Origin of the sequence: Polaromonas sp., from assembly GCF_012927485.1 — a bacterium.
Taxonomy (GTDB): Bacteria; Pseudomonadota; Gammaproteobacteria; order Burkholderiales; family Burkholderiaceae_C; genus Polaromonas.
The window spans coordinates 45,040-66,222 of record NZ_JABBPC010000013.1 but is presented as its reverse complement, the minus strand read 5'-3'; the positions used below and the strand labels follow the sequence as shown (position 1 = coordinate 66,222).

The following is a 21,183-nucleotide window of genomic DNA, read 5'->3' as shown; positions in this document are numbered from 1 at the left end:
GCCTACTCATGAGTTCACCTCCCGACCCTCAACATCCGCGGTCCGCTGTGCCGGTCGACCAAGCCGGCCAAGACCCAGCGGATCCGCTGCAACGAGTGGGCGCAACTGCTTCCTCACCGAAGCAGGTAGCCAATCTGGAATTGAAGGCCAGACTCTTGATGCTTTTCATGCTGCTGCTGGTGTGCGGCTCAGTGCTGTATGTGTTGTACGCCCGGGGCGCGTTTGAAACTACCCAACGGCTGGTGCTGATGGCGGAAGACTCCGAAGGCGTCGTCGTTGGCATGGACCTCACGTTTGCCGGCTTTCCAATTGGCCGTGTCCGGCGTATCGAATTGGCTGAAGACGGCAAGGCCCGGATTTTGGTTGACGTAGGAACCAAGGACGCCCACTGGTTGCGCACCAGCAGCGTATTTACGCTGGTACGCGGCATTGTGGGCAGCACCAACATCCGTGCTTACACCGGCATCCTCAAGGACCCCGCCCTGCCTGACGGTGCTGTACGCACTGTGCTGCAAGGCGATGCCAGTGCAGAAATTCCCAAAGTGATTTCCGCAGCCAAGGACCTCATCGACAACCTCAGTGCCTTAACCAGTAGCGGCGGTTCGGTGGGCACCAGCCTGACTAACCTGCAGACATTAACGGGGCGGCTCAATGGCCCTGGCGGCGCGCTCACAGTGTTACTTGGCAGCGAGCAAGAGGCGAAAAAGTTGGTTGCGACGCTTGATCGAACCAACGCGCTGCTGTCCAAGCTAGACGGTCTGGCCGCCAAAACCGACACCCAGGTGTTTGGCGAGAAGGGGGTCATGCCGGAAACCCGTGCCACGGTTGTTCAGCTCAACACGCTGCTCGGAGAAGCGCGCGCCAGTCTAAAAAAAGTGGATATCGTGCTGAAAGATGCCCAGGCGGTCAGCTCCAACGCCAAAGACGCCACCGCCGATCTGGGTGCCTTGCGTGCTGATGTGGATGCCAACCTGCGCAAAATCGAAAGCCTGGTCAACGAGATCAACCGCAAATGGCCTTTTGCCCGCGATGCGGAGATAAAACTGCCGTAAAGGCCCCCATGCACACCACGATGATCCTGAAATTTTCTATTTCGCTCGCGGGCGGCTTATTGTTTTCCGGCTGTACCAGCGGCCCCAAGCCGCCGGACTGGCAATTGGAGGCCAAAGGTTCCATGGAGCGTTCGGTGGCGGCCTATATGGAAGGCGACCGCCGCGTGGAGACGGCCGAACTGGAACGCGCGCGCGCCCAACTCTCGCGGACCGGCCGAGCGGACTTGCTTGGCACGGCGGAACTACTGCATTGCGCCACTCGCGTAGCGAGCGCGGTGTTTGAACCCTGCACAGGTTTTGAAAAGCTGCGCCAGGACGCCCCAGAAGCCCAGCGCGCTTACGCCGATTACCTGGCGGGCAACATACAGCCGCAAAGCATTGCGTTGCTGCCGGCTCCACAGCGCGCGGCCGCCGCAGGAAATACCACTGCCATCCCGGGCATCGCAGCGCCACTGTCGCAATTGGTCGCCGCTGGCGTGATGCTGAAAACCGGCAAGGCCAGCCCCAGTGTTATCGGGCAGGCCATTGATACCGCTTCCGCTCAAGGCTGGCGCCGCCCCCTGCTGGCCTGGCTGAATTTGCAGGCCCAGCGTGCGGAGCAGGGCGGTGATATGGAAGCGGCCGCCAGGCTGCATCGGCGCATCGCGCTGACAGAAGGCGGCATCTCGTCAGTAAAAGAGAGTGCGAAAGAAAACAAGTGAGTTACACCCTCAGGCTGTATGCATTTGAAGACGTTTCCCCGCAGGAGCTGCAGGCAGCCGAGCGCCGCTTTAAAGACGCGCTCGAGGCCACTCTTGGCGATGCAAGTCTGGTGGCCCCCGTTTATGCGGCGTATCTGAAGATTGTGGCGAACCACGGGGAGACGCCTGCGGATGAAACCCTCTCGCCAAGCGAGTTGGAAATCTTCAGCCAATGGCAGGCGGCGGAGTTAGCGGCTACCGCCGCAGCGTTAGGGCCCAACCGGTATATGGGTGAAGCGCAGTTTGTGATTGATGGATGAATGCAAAAAAGACGGGCGCTCGCGCCGGGGAAACGCATGAGCGACAAAACGTCTGAAAATTCAGTCGCTTTTGGAGGCCGGTCGATTCTTTGACAACAGCGAGCCCAAAAGATCCATCGGCAACGGAAACACAATGGTCGACGCGCGATCGCCAGCGACCTGGGTCATCGTTTGCAAATAGCGCAGCTGCATCGCTTCAGGTTGCTGCGCCAGCATCTGTGCCGCTTCAAGGAGTGCTCCGGCGTCCTGCTTTTCGCCCTCGGCGTGAATCACCTTGGCACGACGTTCACGTTCAGCTTCGGCTTGGCGGGCGATGGCGCGCACCATCGATTCATTCAGGTCAATGTCCTTGATCTCGACATTGGTGACCTTGATTCCCCAGCCGTCGGTCTGCGCGTCAAGGATGCGCTGGATGTCGACATTAAGTCTCTCGCGTTCAGCCAGCATTTCATCGAGCTCATGTTTGCCAAGCACCACACGCAAGGTGGTTTGAGCCAGCTGGCTGGTGGCCATCAGGAAATTCTCCACTTGAATAATGGCTTTCTGGGGGTCAATGACGCGAAAGAAAATCACAGCGCTGACTTTTACCGAGACGTTGTCGCGGGAGATCACATCTTGCGGCGCCACGTCCATTGTCACGACGCGAAGGTCAACCCGCACCATCTTCTGCAGCGCAGGAATGAGTATCACCAGCCCCGGGCCCTTGACTTTCCAGAAGCGCCCGAGTTGGAACACCACCGCACGCTCATACTCTCGCAGAACGCGGACTGCGCTGGACGCCAGCACAATGAACACAATCAGCAGCGGGATCAGCACACTTCCCAGGCTGAGGTTGAAACTGGCGCTCATGACGGAACTCCTTCAATGATGGGGTGGGTGTCAATTTTCACTTGAAGCGTCAGCCCTTGCAAACTGAGCACGCGGATGCGCTGGCCGGCCGCCAGTGGTTCTTGGCTGGTGACACGCCAGCGTTCACCTTGAACTTGCGCCCAAATTTCGTCTTCACTGACCTCCAGCACTTCGCCGGAGGCGCCCGGCAGGCCTTCGCCTCCGCTGATCGCTGGTCGGCTGCGCGCCTTCAGGGCCATACCGCCACCGAGCAAAATCACCGCCGCCGAAGTGACGGCCAGCGCCAAGACGAGGGCCACGGGTACACCGAACCCTGCCGCGTTCCGGTCGAACAACACGAGGCCTCCGGCGATGAAAGCGATTACTCCGCCAGCGCCCAATGCGCCGAAGCTTGGTGATAGCAACTCCGCCACGAGCAGAGCCATGCCGAGAAAAATCAGCGCCAGCCCAGCGTAGTTCACGGGTAAGAGCTGCAGCGCAAACCAGGCCATCAACAGGCAGATCGCACCGGTCGCACCCGCTAGGCCGAAGCTCGGCGACGAAAGTTCGAAAATCAGGGCGTAGATACCAATCACTACCAGGACTAATGCAACGCTCGGATTGGCGAGCACGGATAAAAGCGTGCGCTGCCAGTCGGGTTGACCAGCCTCATAGACACCGGCGCTAAGTGCAGGCACTGCCAGGGCAAACAGCAGTGCTGTTACAAGCACAAAAAACAAAAAAGCAGCGCGCTTGCCCCGATGGGCGGCTAATATTGTCTGATTCTGAAAGAACTTGCGAACTGATGGCATTGAGGCCTCTCGAATCGCCATGGATTCCGTTTGGGTACCCAAAACATAACTATGCGCCAACTGAGAATCGTCAAGGTGAGCAAGGCGCTATTCCGCGCCACGGATCAGGGATTCGACCTGAACCTTAAGTGTAAGCTTTTGCGAAGAGCCTGCAACGGACAGTAAAATCTCGCTCCGACCTGCAGCACCATCTTTTAGTTTGCCGATAAGCGCTTCTTTTGAGCGCGATCTTTGACCTGAGTAATTGAGCATTGACCGACCCCCGCATCCCTTCGCCCGACCTGGCTGCCGAATCCCCGCCCGAGCCCTCCCTTAAACCCCAGCAACCGCGTGTTTGGCGTGGAGACGGGTGGACTGCGCAAGTGCTTAAAAATGAAGACGATGACGGCTGGGCCGTGGCGATGATCAAAGACGGCGAACCTGAGCCCGCGCTAGTCGGCCCATGGACCATGGGACGCGATAAAAAGAATCCAAAACCACTGGATGGGAATGCGTTCAGCACCCTGGTTAAAACGGCCTCGGAATTTGTCCGCAGGCACGAGCAGCAACTGCACGCGACACTGCACCAGCGCATCACGGTGACCGCAAATGGCGGCAGGGTCAGCGTATCGCTGGACATCGTCCCGGACGACGAGAACCCTCACGCCCTGCTGACGGCACACGATGAAGGGGGCAACGCCCTCGCTCAGGTGCGTGTCCCGCCGTCTTTCAAGCTCAATCGTGCGAGCGCGGTGGAATGGGCCGAGAACGACTTTTACAAGCCTCTTGATCGATGAGCGCCTTGGCTACCGCATGCGGGATTGACTTTGGGACGTCCAACTCCACAGCAGGTTGGATTCGTCCTGGGCAAAGTGCCTTGTTACCGCTTGAAGACGGCAAGTTGACCCTGCCTTCTGTTGTCTTTTTTCATGCGGAAGATGCTCACGTTACTTATGGCCGCGCCGCCTTGGCAGACTACTTGGCCGGGCATGAGGGGCGTTTGATGCGTTCCCTCAAAAGCCTCCTGGGCACCTCCATGATTGATGACCACACGGAGGTCAGTGGTCGGGCTCTGCCGTTTCGCGAATTGTTGGCACAGTTTGTCGGCGAGCTTAAGCGCCGGGCCGAGTGTGCGGCGGCGCGCGAATTCACCTCTGCTGTATTGGGCCGACCAGTATTTTTTGTCGATGACGATGCCCAAGCCGATCAACGTGCCGAACGCACGCTTGCAGACATCGCTCGCAAGGCTGGCCTGCGTGACATTGCTTTTCAGTATGAACCGATCGCGGCCGCTTTTGACTATGAATCGCATGTCTCGCGTGAAGAGTTGGTGCTGGTAGTTGACATCGGAGGTGGTACTTCGGACTTCACGCTGATCCGCGTCGGGCCTGAACGCAGGCGCCGTGCAGATCGACGAGAGGACATTCTGGCCAGCGGCGGCGTGCACATAGGCGGCACTGACTTCGATAAATACCTGAGCATGGCCAGCGTGATGCCAACGCTCGGCCTCGGTAGCCGTCTTCAAAACGGTCTTGAGGTCCCGTCGAGCCATTATTTCAATCTGGCGACCTGGCACACCATCAACCTGGCTTACACCAAAAAGTCGTGGGCCCAAATTAGCGAGATCCAGCGCGGTGCGCTTGAGAAAGACAAGTTCGAGCGTTTGCAAAATCTGGTTCGGGAGCGGGCGGGCCACTGGCTCGCGATGCAGGTTGAGGCGGCCAAGATTGCATTGTCAGACGCGCCCGCCACCATAATGGATCTGAGCCGTATTGCGCCGGGCGAAACGCTAACGTTACATCGACCGGATTTTGATGGCGCAATCAGTGATCTGGTGGATAAAGTTGAACGCACGGTTATTACGCTGCTGCGAGACGCAGGGGTCAAGCCGGATGATGTCGACACAGTGTTTTTTACCGGGGGCTCAAGCGGCGTACCACTGTTACGCGAACGCATCTCGTCGCTGCTGGCACAGTCTCGTAGCGTTGAAGGCGATCTGTTTGGCAGCATCGGCACTGGCTTGGCGCTGGATGCGCTGCGCAAGTTTGCCTAGTCCCCGCGTGGCGGAAAGGCGTTACATCGCCAACGCGCTGATTGTTGATGTCAATTGCGATGACTCGGCATCGCCGTTGTAAATGTGCGTGAAGTGTTTGCTGGAGGCCGATAGCCGCAAGAGCCCGGGATAAGTGGCGACGGCACGGCGGCTCTAGTTGCAGATTCTGGTTGCCGATTGCAGGCACAAAATGGGCTTTCGCATGACAGAATACAAGCGTCATTAACTTTATGCGGTTGGAGTCCCGGATGAACTTTGCGCCTGACCTTGCGGCGGTCACCCACGGTATACAGCTGGCCGTTGCGCCGGTGTTTTTTCTGACTGCGGTATCTGGAATGATTGGCGCCGTGGCTGGTCGGCTGGCCCGGATCATTGACCGAGCGCGCTTTCTTGAAAACCGGCTGGAGGCAGGGGATGTTGCCGAGTCTCCCGCCATCAAAATGTATGCGGAGTTACTGCGCCTGAGGCACCGCGGCTGGCTGGTCAACATTTGCATTGCGCTGCTGACCTTCTGCGCGATTTTAATCGGTACCACCATTATTCTTCTGTTTCTGGGCGAGACCACTGAGTTGCCCATTTTCAGAATCGCCACGGTGTGCTTCCTGTCGGGTGTGGTCTGCTTTCTGTTTGCGCTGGTGTGTTTTCTAGCCGAAACCCTGATGTCCACGCGCTTGCTAAAGTTTGCGGAATTACCTGTCCGGTAGGGTGTTTAGCACCCGAATAAAAACCGGAATGGCGGCCTCAAAGCTGAAGTCCAACACACCTGCAAAATTTCTCTAAGGTGTGCCCATGAAATTAGCGCTTGGAGCAGGAGTTGAGTCTACGAGCCACAGGTCGCGTGCTGAGCCGCAACACCGCCACGGTAGGCAGCCACCCAAGCCGATTGTCGGCATCCCTGTTTGAATCCATGACTGAACTTGTTCGCAAGCGCTGCTCATCCCGGCAAATTGCAGCTCACTTGGCTAAACGGCACCCGGGTGAGTTCGCCCAACGCGCTTTGCCTGAAACCATCTATCGTGTCACCTACGCCCAACCCCGAGGAGAGCGACGCAAAGAAATCACGGCCTGTTTGCGCCCCGCTTGTTAAGCTTGAAGGCCCGGTACAAACCATTTAATAAATTAGCGCTGCGTTGCGCTTGGGTTTGAGTGCGCCATTTTTTAGTGTTGTTCGGCTCAGGACTGAATAAACAAGCCTGGACAGGTTGATTTTTCGGGGTGACTTCAATTCACTCCAGATTCGCGTTGCACCAAGCGATCGAGTTCTGCACAGACATCGGTCATCCGACCCGAGATGACCATGCGACCGGCGCAGGCTGAGCTGACAGCTGAGTCAAACTGTCGAACAACTCTCAGGCGACTGCGAGCAGGAACTTCCAGAGCCGTTTTGCTGAATTTGGTTGCAGTCGTATTGACGAGGGCGTGACGGCGCCGCACGACAGTGTTGTTAGATGCAAAGGGTAGTTCCAATTGACTGGTCGCTCGCTGGACACCCACCGGCATGGCCGGTTGGCCTGAAGCTTTTTGTGTGGTTACAAACCACGCTGCGACAGCCTGCACTGGCCCGCGCAAAACTGACAGCATCGGTGAATGCAAGAATCTTATATTTCCCATGATGAACTCCTGTTTGAGAGAGGTTTACACAAGCAGGATTTCGTGTTGGCTAGTTTGCCAGTGGTGCCACGCCATCAGGGTGTTGGCCACTAGGGACCAAACGCCCGCCACCTGTTGCGCGGCTGGAATAGGGGAGGTCTACATCAGCATAGTGTTGCGAATCAAACCGACGGCCAGGCCTTCAAGTTCGAAAGGCTCGCCCGGTTCCACCACAATTGTTTTGAAATCGGGATTTTCGGGTAGCAGTTCGATGCGTTGCTTGTTGCGGCGAAATCGTTTAACGGTCACCTCATCGCCCAATCGGGCCACGACAATTTGGCCGTTTTTCGCCTCCTTGGCTTGTTTGACGGCGAGTAGATCTCCATCCAAGATGCCGGCATCGCGCATGCTCATGCCACGCACCTTCAAGAGATAGTCAGGACGATGTAGAAACAGGCTGCTCTCAAAATAATAAGTCTGCTCGACATGTTCTTGCGCCAGAATCGGATTACCCGCAGCAACTCTCCCCACCAAAGGTAAGGCGAGCTGAGCGAAGGTTTGCAAAGGCAGGGAAAACTGTTTGATTCGGAATTCGTTCAGAGAGCGCAGTGTGTCGCTGCGCAGGCGTATCCCGCGTGAGGTGCCGCTAACCAGTTCAATGACACCTTTACGGGCCAGGGCCTGTAGATGTTCCTCGGCTGCATTGGCTGAGCGAAACCCGAGTTCAGTTGCTATTTCGGCCCGTGTCGGCGGAGCGCCGGTGCGTGCGATGGCATTTTGGATCAACTCCAGAATTTGTTGCTGGCGCGCTGTTAGCTTTGGACCCTCGGAGGCTAGTTGCGGAAAATCGTTTAGGGTAGTCATGACCGGGTTTCCTTGGTTGAGCTGGGGTGGGTATTTATTGGTGTGCCCAAAGAAGTACCTTTGGTACGGCCATTGACACGGTAGTTTTAATAACTGTATTAATACCCAGTACCTGTATTTTCATCCAGTTTTTAATAGAATGCAAATTTACGCTTTATGGCTTGTCACAACATTGTTATTTTGGGGACTGGCGGCACCATTGCTGGCCGAGCCGCCACCGCTTCTGACAACATTGGCTACACGGCCGCCCAAGTAGGCGTTGAGCAGTTGCTCGCTGCGATTCCCGGAATAGCCGGCGGCGGTCTTGTATTAACAGAGCAACTTACCCAGATAGACAGCAAGGACATGAGTTTTGCCGTTTGGGTGCAGCTCGCCGCGCGCGTCAACCATTTTCTAGCGCAGCCAGATGTTCAGGGCATCGTCATCACGCACGGCACCGACACGCTGGAAGAAAGCGCGTATTTTTTACAGGCAGTATGCGAGCCGGCCAAGCCGGTCGTGCTGACATGCGCCATGCGCCCCGCGACCTCGCTCGCGCCGGACGGCCCGCAAAATCTGCTGGATGCCATAGCCGTCGCCCGTCACCCGGGTGCGAAGGGCGTGGTGGCGGTCTGTGCGGGCACGATTCACGGCGCTCTGGATGTGCAGAAAGTGCACGCCTACCAGCTTGATGCCTTCAGCTCTGGCGATGCCGGGCCTATCGGTTATGTAGAAGAGGGCGCCGTCAGATTGTTGAGAAATTGGCCCGTGGCGATTGAAGGGCGATTGCCTCTAGCTATAAAGAATATAGCAAATTTGGCCAGCGTTGCCGACTGGCCGCGCGTGGAAATTGTCATGAACTATGCGGGAGCAGACGGCGCAGTGGTTGAGGCCCTGCAGGCGCGAGGTGTGCATGGTTTGGTGGTTGCTGGAACGGGCAACGGTACGTTGCACTATGCACTTGAAGCTGCTTTGCTCAAGGCGCAGGCTGCGGGCGTCAGGGTAGTTCGCGCGACGCGTTGCCTGAATGGGCGTGTATTGCCCAAGCCGGGTGACACCCTTTCAGATTCAGAAGGTTTGAGTCCGGTCAAGGCGAGAGTAGATCTGATTCTTCGTTTGCTGATCTACGGTACGGCAGTTCCGCATGCGGTTTGAGTAACGCACTGTTTTTAAGAGAGATGCTCTCCTAAGGGAAGGCGCTAGGTCGCTGATCAACCGTCCATGGAACCAGAAAAAAACTGTTGCAAAGCGAAAAGGGCGATTCGCCCTAGGACGCCGAGAAGCCGTTTGTAAATGGCCCAGCCTGATGACCAGGGTGCGGCTGTTATGACGGCCGGCGTTGCGGCGGCAATCGTCCATGCAAAAAGGCCATCCTCAAGGACGGCCGTTTCAACAAGATTCACCGCATCGACTCAGCTCGATAGCGCCTTAAAAGCTCTTTCGGTAATTTCATCCACACCGCCAATGCCCAGGATAGCGCGGTATTTTGGTGCTGCATCAGGCGCGGCCTTTGCCCAACTGGAGTAGTAATCCACCAACGGGCGGGTTTGCGCGCTGTAAACCTCTAGCCGCCTGCGTACGGTCTCTTCCTTGTCGTCCTCGCGCTGAATCAAGGGCTCGCCGGTGACATCGTCTTTGCCTTCGACTTTAGGTGGGTTGTAGTTCATGTGATAGGTGCGGCCCGAGGCAGTGTGCGAGCGGCGTCCGCTCATGCGCTCGATGATGGCGTCGAAAGGCACGTCTATTTCGAGCACGTAATCAATCTTCACGCCCGCTGCCTTCATGGCGTCCGCCTGAGGAATGGTGCGCGGAAAACCGTCGAACAGGAACCCTTCGGCGCAGTCAGCCTGGGCAATACGGTCTTTGACGAGATTGATGATCAGGTTGTCACTCACCAGCGCACCGGAGTCCATGATTTTTTTCGCTTCAAGGCCTAACGGCGTGCCCGCTTTGACGGCGGCACGCAGCATATCACCGGTCGAAATCTGGGGAATGCCGTATTTTCGGCAGATAAACGCAGCTTGCGTTCCCTTGCCCGCGCCAGGGGCGCCCAACAAAATTAGTTTCATGGGAGGTCCTAGGATTTTTATGGATTCAGGAAGTCAACCCGGAAGGTCGGTGGGCCGATCATCCTATCGGTTGCCCGGTGGATGTTGAAGATTTCCACCGCACCATGCAAGCTTGTCTTTGTACTTTGCAAGGATAGCATGTACCCCTTGATTGCAGCTTACATCGTGTCGAGAAATCTCCTCTGCATCTTATAAAAACAGCTTGCGCGCCCGGTTTAGATCTTCGGGTGTATCCACCCCGAGGCCGGCTGCCTCGTCGCTAATATGCACGCAAATTCGGTGGCCATGCCACAGAGCCCGCAATTGCTCCAGCGACTCGAGTTGTTCCATCGGAGCCTGCGGAAGGCCTGGAAACTGCCGCAAAAAACCGACGCGATAACCGTAGATGCCGACGTGGCGGAGTGGTTTGGGTAGTTCACTGCCGGCTTTCCACCAGGCCTCGCCGGCAAAGTCGCGTGCGGCGGGGATTGGCGCGCGGCTGAAATACAACGCGGTATCGCGCGCATCAAGCACCACTTTGACTACATTGGGATTTAGAAAGTCAGCCAATTGGTCAATCGGATAGGCGGCCGTGCTCATGGCGCAGTCCGGGCGCTCATTGAGCAGGTGCGCAACGGCGTCAATCAGCGCCGGGTTAATGAGTGGTTCGTCACCTTGTACGTTCACCACGATGTCCTTGTCATCCAGGCCGAGCAGGCTGCAGGCCTCGGCGAGGCGATCGCTGCCACTCGCGTGGTCAAAGCGAGTCAGCACTGCCGAGACCCCAAAGAGCGCGCATTTTTCGATGACCTCAGGGCTGTCGGTCGCCACCACGGTGCGCGCGGCCGTGCTCTGCATGGCGCGCTGCGCCACGCGAACGACCATGGGCGCGCCGGCGATATCGGCCAGTGGTTTGTTCGGCAGGCGTGTGGACCCCAGACGTGCGGGAATGAGAACGGTGAAGCTCATGCCGGCAAGGATCTCACCAGACATTACAAACCAAGCTCTTCATCGGAGAGGGTTCGCGCTTCATTTTCCAGCAGCACCGGTATGCCGTCGCGCACAGGGTAGGCCAGCCGGGCACTGCGGGAGATGAGTTCCTGTTTCTCGCGGTCGTATTCGAGTTTGCCCTTGGTTACGGGGCAGACCAGTAGTTCAAGTAATTTGGTGTCCATGAACCAATGGTAGTTGAGAAAGCGGTGTAGAAAGCAAAGGAGCCAGAAGGGTGTCAAGGGCCGCAAAAAAAGCGGGCTCGGCCGAAAATGCGAGGGGCACAGCCAGCAGGTGGCGTGGAGCCAGATTTGGCATTGAAAATAGTTTGACGGCGTCCTTTTCGGTGCAAAGCACCGTCTGACCTGCGTAATCCGTCAGGTCGTCATTATCAAAATGATAGTGGTCGGGCAATGGAATCGTTTTTTCAAGCGTTAGCCCGCGCGTCCTGAGCATGGTAAAAAATGCTTCAGGATTCGCGATGCCCGCCAGGGCAACTAGGGGGCGGCCTCGCAAGGCGGCTAATTCAAACCGACTACCATCGGCCGCGACCGCATGATCTGCAAGTTGCCTACTTGAGGTAAATCCCTCAAAAGCGGGTTTCTGTCCAGAGTGCAGTACCAAATCAATACCTTGCCTTTTGCGATCGGGCCAGGATTCGCGCAGCGGGCCAGCGGGCAGCATCCAGCCATTGCCTACACCGCGGTCGTCGAATACAGCAATCTCGATATCGCGCTGCAGGGCATAGTGCTGCAGGCCATCGTCGCTCACCACCACAGCGGTGGCCGGGTACGTGGCGAGCAGGGACAGCATGGCGTCAGTGCGCCGGGAGGCCACAAAAACCGGCGCATTGGTTGCCCGTTTTATAAGCCCCGGCTCATCACCAGACTCGTCACTGGGCGTATCCGTTTTGACTTCGAGGCTCTCACGACCGGCTCGCCCGTAGCCGCGCGAGATCACAGCAACCTGAAGGCCCTGTGCCTGCAAATGCTTGACCAGTGCCATCACCAATGGTGTTTTTCCTGCCCCGCCAGCCACGACATTGCCGACCACAATCACGGGGATCCTAAAGCGCTGGGACTGGAGAAATCCGCTGTGGTAAAGCGCTCGGCGCAACTGCACCGCCAAGCCGTACAGTTGCGCCGCAGGCCAGAGTAGGTAGGCCAGCCAATTACGAGAGGCCCAAGCCTTTTGTAAGAGGTGATTCACATGTTTCTTGTCATTTCACGGCGCAAATTAAGGACTATGGGGAGGGCCTGAAGAGCTACTTCGCGCCAGCCTGCGCAGTGCTCTGTGTTGCAAAGGTAATTTGCGTGAGCCCTTGTCGCCGCGCAGCCTCCATAACCGTGATCACGGCCTGGTGCGTGGCGCTGGCATCTGCGCTGATGATGATGACGCTATCTTTGCCGGCCTTGGCTGCCGCGGCTAGTGCGTCGCCGAGCACCTCGATACTCCGACCCTCGACGAGGGTCTTGTTGACCATGTAGCGGCCGTCGCTGCTCACGGCAACGATGACTTCTTTGGGATAGTCGCGCTGCTGCTCCGCATCCGCCGCAGGCAATTTCACCTGAAGTTCAGTGAATTTGCTGTAGGTGGTCGACAGCATCAGAAAGATGAGCACCACGAGCAATACATCTATGAACGGGATGAGATTGATCTCCGGCTCATCATGCGGGTGGGGGCGAAAGTTCATCTTCATTTCCGCAAACTATTAAGGTGACGCACAAAGCGTTCAGCAGCCAGTTCCATGGTCAACAGGTAGCCGTCAACGCGGGCCCGAAAATAGCGCCAGAAAATCAGTGAAGGTATGGCCACCATCAAGCCAAAAGCGGTGTTGTAAAGCGCGATGGAAATGCCCTGTGCCAGTTGCGCCGGGTTGCCGCCGGAAGCGTTGCCGGCACTGCCTGCGCCAGCTTGGGAACCAAAAATCTGGATCATGCCGATGACAGTGCCCAGCAGGCCCAGCAAAGGCGCGGCAGAGGCGATAGTTGCCAGCGCAGCCAAATAGCGCTCCAGCTTGTGAGCGGCTTGGCGACCAGCGCCTTCCATCGTAGAGCGCAGGTCGTCTTCACTGATTCTTGGGTTGGTATTTAGCGCACGGAAGCCGCTGGCAAGTACTTCGCCGAGGAGAGAGTTTTGTTCTAGCTGCGACACCACATCGGGCGATGGGACGGCGGTTCGCGAGACGGTCATGGCTTCGTCAAGTAGTTTCGGCGGAGCGACTTTTGGGGTTTTAAGGCTGGAAAAACGCTCAATGACCAGCGCAAGAGCCAAGATAGAGCAGGCTACCAAAGGCCAAATAGGCCAGCCTGCGGCTTGTATGATCGAAAACAATGAACATCTCCAAACAGATAATTTAGCTTGAATTATGGCCCACTGAACTCCTGCAATCGGCCATTGCTTCAACTTGCGCGGCAAAGCTCCCAATGCGCTGTTTTGTAAGACATAACCCACAGAAATTGTGGATAACTTTGTGAATAAGTAATGGCGCAGAGGCCGTAGAGGCGCGCCAAATCGTGCTTATGACAGAACGATGAAAATTTGAGCAAAATTAAGTACTTTAAAATCAATGAGTTACATGAATTCATCACGACGTCCGCACAAAACTGGGGCTTCAGGCCACGCCAATTGGTGTTCTGTGGAGTACTACCTCCGTCAAATCAAGACGTTTGGCCATGTTTGACCCATCCGACCGTCATGAATCACCGCTAAGTTCCCGGCGAGAAACCGGCGACCGTATTTGGCCTGTGGGGGTCCTGCTGCGGGCGATTGCAGACAGTTTGGAGGCCCGTTTCAATCCTGTCTCCGTAAAAGGTGAAATTACCGGCTTCTCGCGAGCTGGCAGCGGACACTGCTATTTTTCGCTCAAGGACGAGCAGGGCCAGGTTCGGTGCGCTATGTTTCGTCGCGCGGCCGGTTTGCTGGAATTCTCCCCTTGTGATGGGCAACTGGTGGAGTTACGGGGCCGCTTGGGCGTGTACGAACCGCGCGGCGAACTGCAACTGGTGGTCGAGTCCTTGCGACAGGCTGGGCAAGGCAATCTATTTGAGCAGTTTGTGGCACTCAAGGCCAAACTTGCAACGGAGGGGCTTTTTGAAGCAAGCCGTAAACGGCCTCTGCCTTTACTGCCGCGGGCGATTGGCGTGGTCACTTCGTTGGGCGCCGCGGCCTTGCACGATGTCGTGACCGCACTGCAGCGCCGCACGCCCCACATACCCGTTGTGATCTACCCCGCCAGCGTGCAGGGCGGTCAAGCGGCGAGTGAGTTGCGCCAGGCGTTGCTGAAGGCTTATCGCCGCCGGGATGAAGATGAGGTCGACGTGTTGTTACTTGTTCGCGGGGGCGGCGCCATGGAAGATTTGTGGGCGTTTAACGACGAGCACCTCGCGCGCACCATTGTGGCTTCGCCTGTGCCCATAATTAGCGGCGTAGGGCATGAGACAGATTTCACCATTGCCGATTTTTGTGCTGATGTGCGTGCGCCAACGCCCACAGCAGCCGCGGAGCTCTGTGCGCAGCCTCGAAGTGTTTGGCTGGGGGTGTTAGACCTAGCCCGGTCCCGTTTGCAAAACGGGGTAGACCGCCAACTGCAGACGCATAGTCAGCGGCTGGATTGGGCGGCGTCGCGTGTCGGTCGGCCTTCGCACCTGGTGACCCGGCAGCAGGCTCGGTTGGCAAGGCTTGCGCAAAGCCTGAACCATGCCACACGCCTGACTTTTGAGCGCGAACGGTCCAAGATAGATTATCTGAACCATGATTTCCCGAGAGCGGTGGCCGGCTGCCTCCAACGCAATCGCCAACTAATCGAGCGCGCCCAATTGCGCCTTCAATTACTGGATCCCCAACTGGTCTTGGAACGAGGTTACTCCTGGCTGGCTGACCTGCAGGGGCTACCGATTGTTAGTGTAAAAATGACCCACGTGGGCCAGCCAGTGCGCGCTACCCTTGCCGATGGAGAGGTCGATTTGACTGTTTCTGCACCTCGGCTCATTTAGTTTTTTACAATGGTTTTTATCGGTTATTAGAAGTTCATCAACCACCCAAAGGAAAATCATGGAACACAAGCTCCCAGCCCTCCCTTATGCGAATGACGCGCTCGCGCCGTACTACAGCCAGGAAACCTTTGAATATCACTACGGCAAGCATCACAACGCTTACGTGGTGAACCTCAATAACTTGCAGAAAGGCACCGAGTTTGAAGCGATGACGCTCGAAGAAATCGTCAAAAAATCCAGCGGAGGCGTGTACAACAACGCTGCGCAGACTTGGAACCACACCTTTTTCTGGAGCTGCATGAAGCCTTCCGGTGGCGGCGAGCCCAGCGGTGCCTTAGGTGCCGCCATCAACGCCAAGTTCGGCTCGTACGCCGCCTTCAAAGAGTCATTTGTCAAATCTGCTGTCGGCAACTTTGGCTCGGGATGGACCTGGTTGGTCAAAAAAGCGGATGGCACGGTGGACATCGTAAACACTGGTCCCGCTGGTACACCGCTAACGACGGCTGACAAGGCCCTGATGACGGTCGATGTCTGGGAGCACGCCTACTACATCGACTACCGGAACCAACGCCCGAAATTTGTTGAAACTTTCCTGTCGAACCTGGTGAACTGGAAATTTGCCGAAGCCAACTTCGCATAATCCGGTTTTGCAAAGCAGGTAAAAAGGCCGATTTCGTATCGGCTTTTTTTGTACCCAAAATCCAAAAATCAGCGTTTTGCTTCGAAAAGTGAGCCGCTCAGCTTGCTGCCAGCTTTGATGCCCTTTTTGACAAACCAGCCTTTATTCATTTCCAGAACGTAGCGAACCGGTTGGGCTGAGCAGTGAGAGTCTGTGGTTTGCGGCTTCATGTCGGCGGTGTTCACGATAGTGCCGTCGTCTGCCACGAAAGCCGCGGTCAGGGGCAACACGGTATTTTTCATCCAGAAGCATTGTTTGGTCGGCTGCTCGAACACAAAAATCATGCCTTCATGTTGCGGCATATCCTTGCGAAACATCAAGCCCATCTCGCGTTGTGCGGGAGTTACCGCTACTTGGGCATCAATCAGATGCATGCCAGCAGACAGCTTAACTCGCTCCAGAGTCATCTGTGGGCCTTCTTGAGACGACGCGCCAAGAGGGGAAATTGCGGCTGCGAGAAACAGCAAGTAGGGCAAGCCTTTGTAAGCCCTACCGGGGAAGAAGGCGTTGAGTTTAAAAAACATAGACTCACCGTGTTGAAGTTAGACTTTCAGCATAAACGACGGGCATAAAAAATGCCCGCACAAGGCGGGCATTTTGACTGAAGTCAGAAGGAATTACTTGACTTCTGCTTTCTTGGCAGCAGCGTCGGCTTTTTTGGCAGCAGCAGCTTCAGCTTTTGCTTTTTTGGCAGCAGCAGCTTTTTCTTTCTTGGCAGCTTTGGCAGCAGCTTTATCTGCTTTGGTCATAGCTGCAGGCTTGGCAGCAGGAGCAGCAACCACAGCGGAAGCTGGGGCAGCAGGTGCCGGTGCAGCGGCTGGCGCTTGCGCGTAAGCACCAGCAACAAAGAGGCCGGCGATCAAAGTAGCGAGAATTTTGTTCATTTGGATTTCCTTAATAACGTTATTGGAAAAATTACCCCGAACTTCTCGGAGGCCCGTCCATAACGAAGCCCGCTCACAAGCCGTTGACAGGTTCTCGTAAATTCTTTCCAATAATTTTTACGGCTAAAATTTGGGAGGATCATCTAAACTGCTTAAAGAGGTGTCTTCCCAGGCGCCCTCATTGCTCACCGGAGACTATTGCACATGTACCAGCACATCAAGGTGCCCGCTCAGGGCCAGAAAATCACGGTTAATGCCGATAATTCACTGAATGTGCCTGACGAGCCCGTTATTCCCTTTATTGAAGGCGACGGCACAGGCGTAGACATCACGCCGGTGATGCTGAAGGTGGTAGACGCAGCGGTTGCCAAAGCTTATGGTGGCAAGAAAAAGATCCACTGGATGGAGGTGTTTGCCGGCGAAAAATCAACCAAAGTGTATGGCCCAGACGTCTGGCTACCCGAGGAAACGATGCACGCCGTACGCGACTATGTGGTTTCCATTAAAGGTCCGCTAACGACGCCTGTGGGTGGCGGAATCCGCAGCCTGAATGTGGCGCTGCGTCAAGAACTTGACCTGTACGTTTGCTTACGTCCGATCCAGTATTTCGCGGGCGTTCCTTCCCCTGTGAAGGAGCCCCAAAAGACCAATATGGTGATCTTTCGCGAAAACTCGGAAGACATTTATGCCGGTATCGAATTCGAATCGGGCAGCGATAAGGCCAAGAAGCTCATCAAGTTTTTGCAGGAAGAACTGGGCGTCAAGAAAATCCGCTTCCCCAATACCTCGGGGATTGGTATCAAGCCCGTTTCCAGTGAAGGTACCGAGCGTCTCGTTCGCAAGGCCCTCCAGTACGCGATCGACAACGACAAGCCCAGCGTGACCATCGTGCACAAAGGCAATATCATGAAGTTCACCGAGGGAGGTTTTCGCGACTGGTCCTACGCTTTGGCGCAAAAGGAATTTGGCGCTGAACCGATCGACGGTGGTCCATGGTGCAAGTTCAAAAATCCAAAAACAGGCAAGGACATCATCCTGAAGGACGTGATTGCTGACGCTTTTCTGCAGCAGATTTTGTTGCGTCCGGCCGAGTACAGCGTGATTGCCACGCTGAACCTGAATGGCGATTATGTTTCGGACGCGCTGGCGGCCCAAGTGGGCGGCATTGGTATTGCACCGGGCGCCAACCTGAGCGACACCATCGCGATGTTTGAGGCGACGCACGGTACAGCCCCTAAATATGCCGGTAAAGATTACGTGAACCCCGGCTCCCTGATCCTGTCTGCAGAAATGATGTTGCGCCACATGGGTTGGCTTGAGGCCGCGGATTTAATCATCAAATCGATGGAAAAGTCGATTGAGTCCAAGAAGGTCACCTATGACTTCGCTCGGCTCATGGAAGGTGCCACCCAGGTCAGCTGCTCTGGTTTCGGCCAAGTCATGATTGACCATATGTAAAACGTGCTTGATTCGCCCTACAGGCCGCCCGGGAGCGATCCCGAGGCGGTTTTTTAATGGGGGCCGATCATGCTTGGAGGTAGGAGTGGCGGAAGTGGCGCCAAAATTTTTGCTTGAATGTAGCCTTCCTGCCACCAATTCCCTTGCTAGGCGCACAAAATGATAGGGATAGCTAGAATGAATTCCATGGTAACGAAATCTCCCAAATCTCCGGCGCACCCTAGTGCTCCCGTGGTCAGACCTGACGATGGGAATGGCGGGGATTCGGTCGTTTTGGAGCGCCTTCCGCAGAAAACCAGCCCGCCGCTGATGTATCAAGTGGTTCTGCTCAATGATGACTACACCCCGATGGAATTCGTCGTGGTGGTCATTCAGGAGTTTTTTAGTAAAGACCGGGAAACCGCTACGCAAATAATGTTGAAGATTCACCTGGACGGGAAAGCCGTGTGCGGCGTGTTCTCCAAGGATGTGGCGGCAACCAAAGTGGACCAGGTGACCGAAGCAGCCCGAAAAAACGGGCACCCGCTGCAATGTGTCTGCGAGCCCATTGAATTATGAGAAATACTGCCAATATTCTCTTCAGATGTCAGTAGAGTAGAAACCCAAGCAAGCCGAAAGGAAGATCAATGATTGCCCAAGAATTAGAAGTCAGCTTGCACATGGCCTTTGTCGAGGCCCGGCAGCAACGTCACGAGTTCATCACCGTAGAACACTTGCTGCTCGCCTTGCTTGACAACCCCAGTGCAGCCGAGGTGTTGCGAGCCTGTTCCGCCAATGTGGATGATTTGCGCAAGGCGCTTGCCAATTTCATCAAGGACAACACGCCGCAGGTAGCCGGTACCGATGATGTGGACACGCAACCGACGTTGGGCTTCCAACGGGTGATTCAACGCGCCATCATGCACGTGCAGTCCACCGGCAATGGAAAAAAAGAAGTCACTGGCGCCAATGTATTGGTCGCGATTTTTGGAGAGAAAGACTCGCACGCCGTGTACTACCTGCACCAGCAGGGAGTCACGCGCCTAGACGTGGTGAACTTCATCGCGCACGGCATTAAGAAAAGCGATCCGCCCGAGCCCACCAAAACCGGCGAGAGCGCTGCGGAGAATGAAGAGGGCGCCGAAAAGAACGAAAAGGCCTCACCGCTGGAGCAGTTCACGGTCAATTTGAACCAGCTCGCCAAAGAAGGCAAGATCGATCCCTTGATCGGGCGCCAGTATGAAGTCGAGCGTGTCATCCAGACGCTCTGCCGGAGGCGCAAAAATAACCCGCTGCTGGTGGGGGAGGCCGGCGTAGGAAAAACGGCCATTGCCGAGGGCCTGGCCTGGCGTATCACGCAAAAGGATGTGCCTGAAATTCTGGCCGAGGCACAGGTGTATTCGCTGGATATGGGCGCGTTGCTGGCAGGCACCAAATACCGCGGGGATTTCGAACAGCGGCTTAAAGGTGTGTTGAAAGCGCTGAAAGACAAGCCCAACGGTATATTGTTTATTGATGAGATCCACACCCTGATCGGTGCGGGGGCAGCGTCGGGCGGTACGCTGGATGCGTCCAATTTGCTCAAGCCAGCACTCAGTTCCGGGCAGCTCAAATGCATCGGAGCCACGACCTTTACCGAGTACCGCAGCATCTTCGAGAAAGACGCCGCGCTGTCACGACGATTCCAGAAGGTGGATGTCGTCGAGCCTACGATACAGGAAACGGTTGAGATTCTTAAAGGTTTGAAGTCCCGTTTTGAAGAACACCATAGTGTCAAATACGCGGTGGGCGCTCTCCAAGCCGCCGCCGAGTTGAGTGCCAAATACATCAATGACCGTCACCTGCCTGACAAGGCCATCGACGTGATTGACGAAGCGGGTGCGGCCCAGCGAATTCTGCCGGCTTCCAAACGCAAGAAAATCATCAGCAAGGCCGAGGTGGAAGAAATCGTGGCGAAGATTGCCCGCATTCCTGCAGCGAGTGTCTCGAACGATGACCGCGGCAAGCTCAAAACACTAGAACGCGACTTGAAAAGCGTGGTGTTTGGCCAGGACAAAGCGCTGGATATGCTGGCGTCGTCCGTCAAAATGGCGCGCTCGGGGCTTGGCAAAGACGACAAGCCGATTGGTTGCTTCTTGTTCTCCGGACCCACGGGCGTGGGGAAAACAGAAGCTGCCAAGCAGCTGGCTTACATCATGGGCATCGAACTGATTCGTTTTGATATGTCGGAGTACATGGAGCGTCACGCGGTGAGTCGCCTGATTGGCGCGCCTCCGGGCTATGTGGGATTTGATCAGGGTGGCCTGCTGACCGAGGCGATTACTAAAAAACCCCATTGCGTGCTGTTGCTCGACGAAATTGAAAAAGCGCATCCTGATATCTTCAACGTGCTGCTGCAGGTCATGGACCATGGCACGCTGACGGACAACAATGGGCGCAAGGCCGATTTCCGCAATGTGATCATTGTCATGACCACCAATGCGGGTGCCGAGACCATGAACAAAGCCACCATTGGGTTCACCAACCCGCGTGAGGCGGGCGACGAAATGGCGGATATCAAACGGCTGTTCACGCCTGAATTCCGCAACCGGCTCGATGCGGTGGTGAGTTTCAAGGCACTGGACGAAACCGTTATCTTGCGTGTTGTTGACAAGTTTTTGCTGCAACTCGAGACGCAATTAGCCGAGAAAAAGGTGGAGGTCACTTTTACCGACGTATTGCGCAAATACCTGGCCAAAAAAGGTTTTGACCCCCTCATGGGCGCTCGACCTATGCAGCGTCTGATTCAAGATACGATTCGCCGGGCGCTGGCTGATGAGCTGTTGTTTGGGCGCTTGATTGATGGCGGTCGCCTGACCGTCGACATGAAAGTGACCACCGACGAAAAAGGCGTGGAATCGGGCGAAGTTCAGCTCGATATCCAGCCGCTGCCAAAGCGGGAAGGCAAGTCCAAGGCGGAGGTCGCCGAAGCCAGCTGATTGCGCGTAGTTCGT

24 protein-coding genes are annotated in these 21,183 nt (G+C 56.1%); 13 read left to right on the top strand and 11 right to left on the bottom strand.

Translation table 11 applies throughout. The features are described 5' to 3' along the window. Positions 1-8 precede the first annotated feature (8 nt). Genes HHJ16_RS06320 through HHJ16_RS06310 form a run of 3 tightly spaced genes read left to right on the top strand, consistent with a single transcriptional unit; the run spans position 9 to position 2,052 of the window. Positions 9-1,052 carry an MlaD family protein gene (locus tag HHJ16_RS06320; RefSeq protein ID WP_293641652.1) on the top strand — a complete coding sequence of 348 codons (1,044 nt, stop codon included), beginning with the start codon at positions 9-11 and terminating at the stop codon, positions 1,050-1,052. A gap of 8 nt (positions 1,053-1,060) precedes the next feature. After that, on the top strand, positions 1,061-1,753 hold the full coding sequence (locus HHJ16_RS06315; protein WP_293641650.1) for a hypothetical protein: 693 nt from the start codon (positions 1,061-1,063) through the stop codon (positions 1,751-1,753). Further along, the gene (locus tag HHJ16_RS06310; protein WP_293641648.1) at positions 1,750-2,052 is read left to right on the top strand and encodes a hypothetical protein; all 303 of its coding nucleotides are present in this window, start codon (positions 1,750-1,752) and stop codon (positions 2,050-2,052) included. The genes HHJ16_RS06315 and HHJ16_RS06310 overlap by 4 nt, the downstream gene beginning before the upstream one ends. A gap of 60 nt (positions 2,053-2,112) precedes the next feature. Here HHJ16_RS06310 and HHJ16_RS06305 read toward each other — a convergent pair whose 3' ends face one another. Both HHJ16_RS06305 and HHJ16_RS06300 read right to left on the bottom strand, forming a co-directional pair. After that, on the bottom strand, positions 2,113-2,901 hold the full coding sequence (locus tag HHJ16_RS06305) for a slipin family protein (protein ID WP_293641647.1): 789 nt from the start codon (positions 2,899-2,901) through the stop codon (positions 2,113-2,115). After that, positions 2,898-3,692: an NfeD family protein gene (locus HHJ16_RS06300; RefSeq protein WP_293641646.1), complete on the bottom strand. Its 795-nt coding sequence runs from the start codon at positions 3,690-3,692 to the stop codon at positions 2,898-2,900. The genes HHJ16_RS06305 and HHJ16_RS06300 overlap by 4 nt, the downstream gene beginning before the upstream one ends. Before the next feature lie 281 nt (positions 3,693-3,973). On the opposite strand from HHJ16_RS06300, the gene HHJ16_RS06295 reads away from it, so the two are divergent. The 4 genes from HHJ16_RS06295 to HHJ16_RS06280 all read left to right on the top strand — a co-directional run bounded on the left by HHJ16_RS06295 (position 3,974) and on the right by HHJ16_RS06280 (position 6,811). Continuing rightward, entirely contained in the window at positions 3,974-4,468 is a 495-nt protein-coding gene (locus tag HHJ16_RS06295) for a hypothetical protein (protein WP_293641814.1), read from the top strand. Next, positions 4,465-5,724, top strand: a complete 1,260-nt coding sequence (locus HHJ16_RS06290; RefSeq protein WP_293641645.1) for an Hsp70 family protein — start codon at positions 4,465-4,467, stop codon at positions 5,722-5,724. The genes HHJ16_RS06295 and HHJ16_RS06290 overlap by 4 nt, the downstream gene beginning before the upstream one ends. A 248-nt stretch (positions 5,725-5,972) precedes the next feature. Beyond that, positions 5,973-6,428 (top strand): DUF2721 domain-containing protein, encoded by a 456-nt coding sequence (locus HHJ16_RS06285; RefSeq protein ID WP_293641644.1) that lies wholly within the window; start codon positions 5,973-5,975, stop codon positions 6,426-6,428. A gap of 110 nt (positions 6,429-6,538) precedes the next feature. Further along, positions 6,539-6,811, top strand: coding sequence for a hypothetical protein (locus HHJ16_RS06280; RefSeq protein WP_293641643.1), 273 nt, complete (start codon positions 6,539-6,541; stop codon positions 6,809-6,811). Between the two features lie 662 nt (positions 6,812-7,473). Here HHJ16_RS06280 and lexA read toward each other — a convergent pair. Further along, a complete protein-coding gene (lexA, locus tag HHJ16_RS06275; RefSeq protein ID WP_293641642.1) occupies positions 7,474-8,178 on the bottom strand; it encodes a transcriptional repressor LexA in 705 nt (234 codons plus the stop codon). Between the two features lie 156 nt (positions 8,179-8,334). Between lexA and HHJ16_RS06270 the strand changes: the two genes are divergently transcribed. After that, positions 8,335-9,312, top strand: coding sequence for an asparaginase (locus tag HHJ16_RS06270; protein ID WP_293641641.1), 978 nt, complete (start codon positions 8,335-8,337; stop codon positions 9,310-9,312). A gap of 257 nt (positions 9,313-9,569) precedes the next feature. Here HHJ16_RS06270 and adk read toward each other — a convergent pair whose 3' ends face one another. From adk to HHJ16_RS06240, 6 genes are all read right to left on the bottom strand, one after another. Further along, positions 9,570-10,226: an adenylate kinase gene (adk, locus tag HHJ16_RS06265; RefSeq protein ID WP_293641640.1), complete on the bottom strand. Its 657-nt coding sequence runs from the start codon at positions 10,224-10,226 to the stop codon at positions 9,570-9,572. Between the two features lie 189 nt (positions 10,227-10,415). Beyond that, a complete protein-coding gene (kdsB, locus tag HHJ16_RS06260) occupies positions 10,416-11,174 on the bottom strand; it encodes a 3-deoxy-manno-octulosonate cytidylyltransferase (protein ID WP_293641812.1) in 759 nt (252 codons plus the stop codon). A 23-nt stretch (positions 11,175-11,197) separates the two neighbouring features. Further along, entirely contained in the window at positions 11,198-11,380 is a 183-nt protein-coding gene (locus HHJ16_RS06255; protein ID WP_293641639.1) for a Trm112 family protein, read from the bottom strand. Next, complete coding sequence (gene lpxK / locus HHJ16_RS06250; RefSeq protein ID WP_293641638.1) at positions 11,361-12,404, bottom strand: tetraacyldisaccharide 4'-kinase; 1,044 nt, start codon at positions 12,402-12,404, stop codon at positions 11,361-11,363. Before lpxK ends, HHJ16_RS06255 begins: the two co-directional genes overlap by 20 nt. Before the next feature lie 55 nt (positions 12,405-12,459). Beyond that, positions 12,460-12,888, bottom strand: coding sequence for a biopolymer transporter ExbD (locus HHJ16_RS06245; RefSeq protein WP_293641637.1), 429 nt, complete (start codon positions 12,886-12,888; stop codon positions 12,460-12,462). Between the two features lie 2 nt (positions 12,889-12,890). Then, positions 12,891-13,529 carry a MotA/TolQ/ExbB proton channel family protein gene (locus HHJ16_RS06240; RefSeq protein WP_293641635.1) on the bottom strand — a complete coding sequence of 213 codons (639 nt, stop codon included), beginning with the start codon at positions 13,527-13,529 and terminating at the stop codon, positions 12,891-12,893. A 341-nt stretch (positions 13,530-13,870) separates the two neighbouring features. On the opposite strand from HHJ16_RS06240, the gene xseA reads away from it, so the two are divergent. Then, on the top strand, positions 13,871-15,190 hold the full coding sequence (gene xseA, locus HHJ16_RS06235) for an exodeoxyribonuclease VII large subunit (protein ID WP_293641634.1): 1,320 nt from the start codon (positions 13,871-13,873) through the stop codon (positions 15,188-15,190). A gap of 58 nt (positions 15,191-15,248) precedes the next feature. Continuing rightward, positions 15,249-15,830, top strand: coding sequence for a Fe-Mn family superoxide dismutase (locus tag HHJ16_RS06230; RefSeq protein WP_293641633.1), 582 nt, complete (start codon positions 15,249-15,251; stop codon positions 15,828-15,830). A gap of 68 nt (positions 15,831-15,898) precedes the next feature. Here the strand turns inward: HHJ16_RS06230 and HHJ16_RS06225 are convergent, their stop codons facing one another. Together HHJ16_RS06225 and HHJ16_RS06220 are read right to left on the bottom strand one after the other, a co-directional pair. Further along, entirely contained in the window at positions 15,899-16,393 is a 495-nt protein-coding gene (locus HHJ16_RS06225; RefSeq protein WP_293641632.1) for a DUF192 domain-containing protein, read from the bottom strand. 93 nt (positions 16,394-16,486) lie between these two features. Beyond that, positions 16,487-16,864 (bottom strand): hypothetical protein, encoded by a 378-nt coding sequence (locus HHJ16_RS06220; RefSeq protein WP_293641631.1) that lies wholly within the window; start codon positions 16,862-16,864, stop codon positions 16,487-16,489. 87 nt (positions 16,865-16,951) lie between these two features. On the opposite strand from HHJ16_RS06220, the gene icd reads away from it, so the two are divergent. The 3 genes from icd to clpA all read left to right on the top strand — a co-directional run bounded on the left by icd (position 16,952) and on the right by clpA (position 21,168). After that, positions 16,952-18,211: an NADP-dependent isocitrate dehydrogenase gene (icd, locus tag HHJ16_RS06215; protein WP_293641630.1), complete on the top strand. Its 1,260-nt coding sequence runs from the start codon at positions 16,952-16,954 to the stop codon at positions 18,209-18,211. 186 nt (positions 18,212-18,397) lie between these two features. Further along, on the top strand, positions 18,398-18,769 hold the full coding sequence (gene clpS, locus HHJ16_RS06210; protein ID WP_293641810.1) for an ATP-dependent Clp protease adapter ClpS: 372 nt from the start codon (positions 18,398-18,400) through the stop codon (positions 18,767-18,769). Between the two features lie 68 nt (positions 18,770-18,837). Next, entirely contained in the window at positions 18,838-21,168 is a 2,331-nt protein-coding gene (gene clpA, locus HHJ16_RS06205) for an ATP-dependent Clp protease ATP-binding subunit ClpA (RefSeq protein ID WP_293641629.1), read from the top strand. Positions 21,169-21,183: the final 15 nt, after the last annotated feature.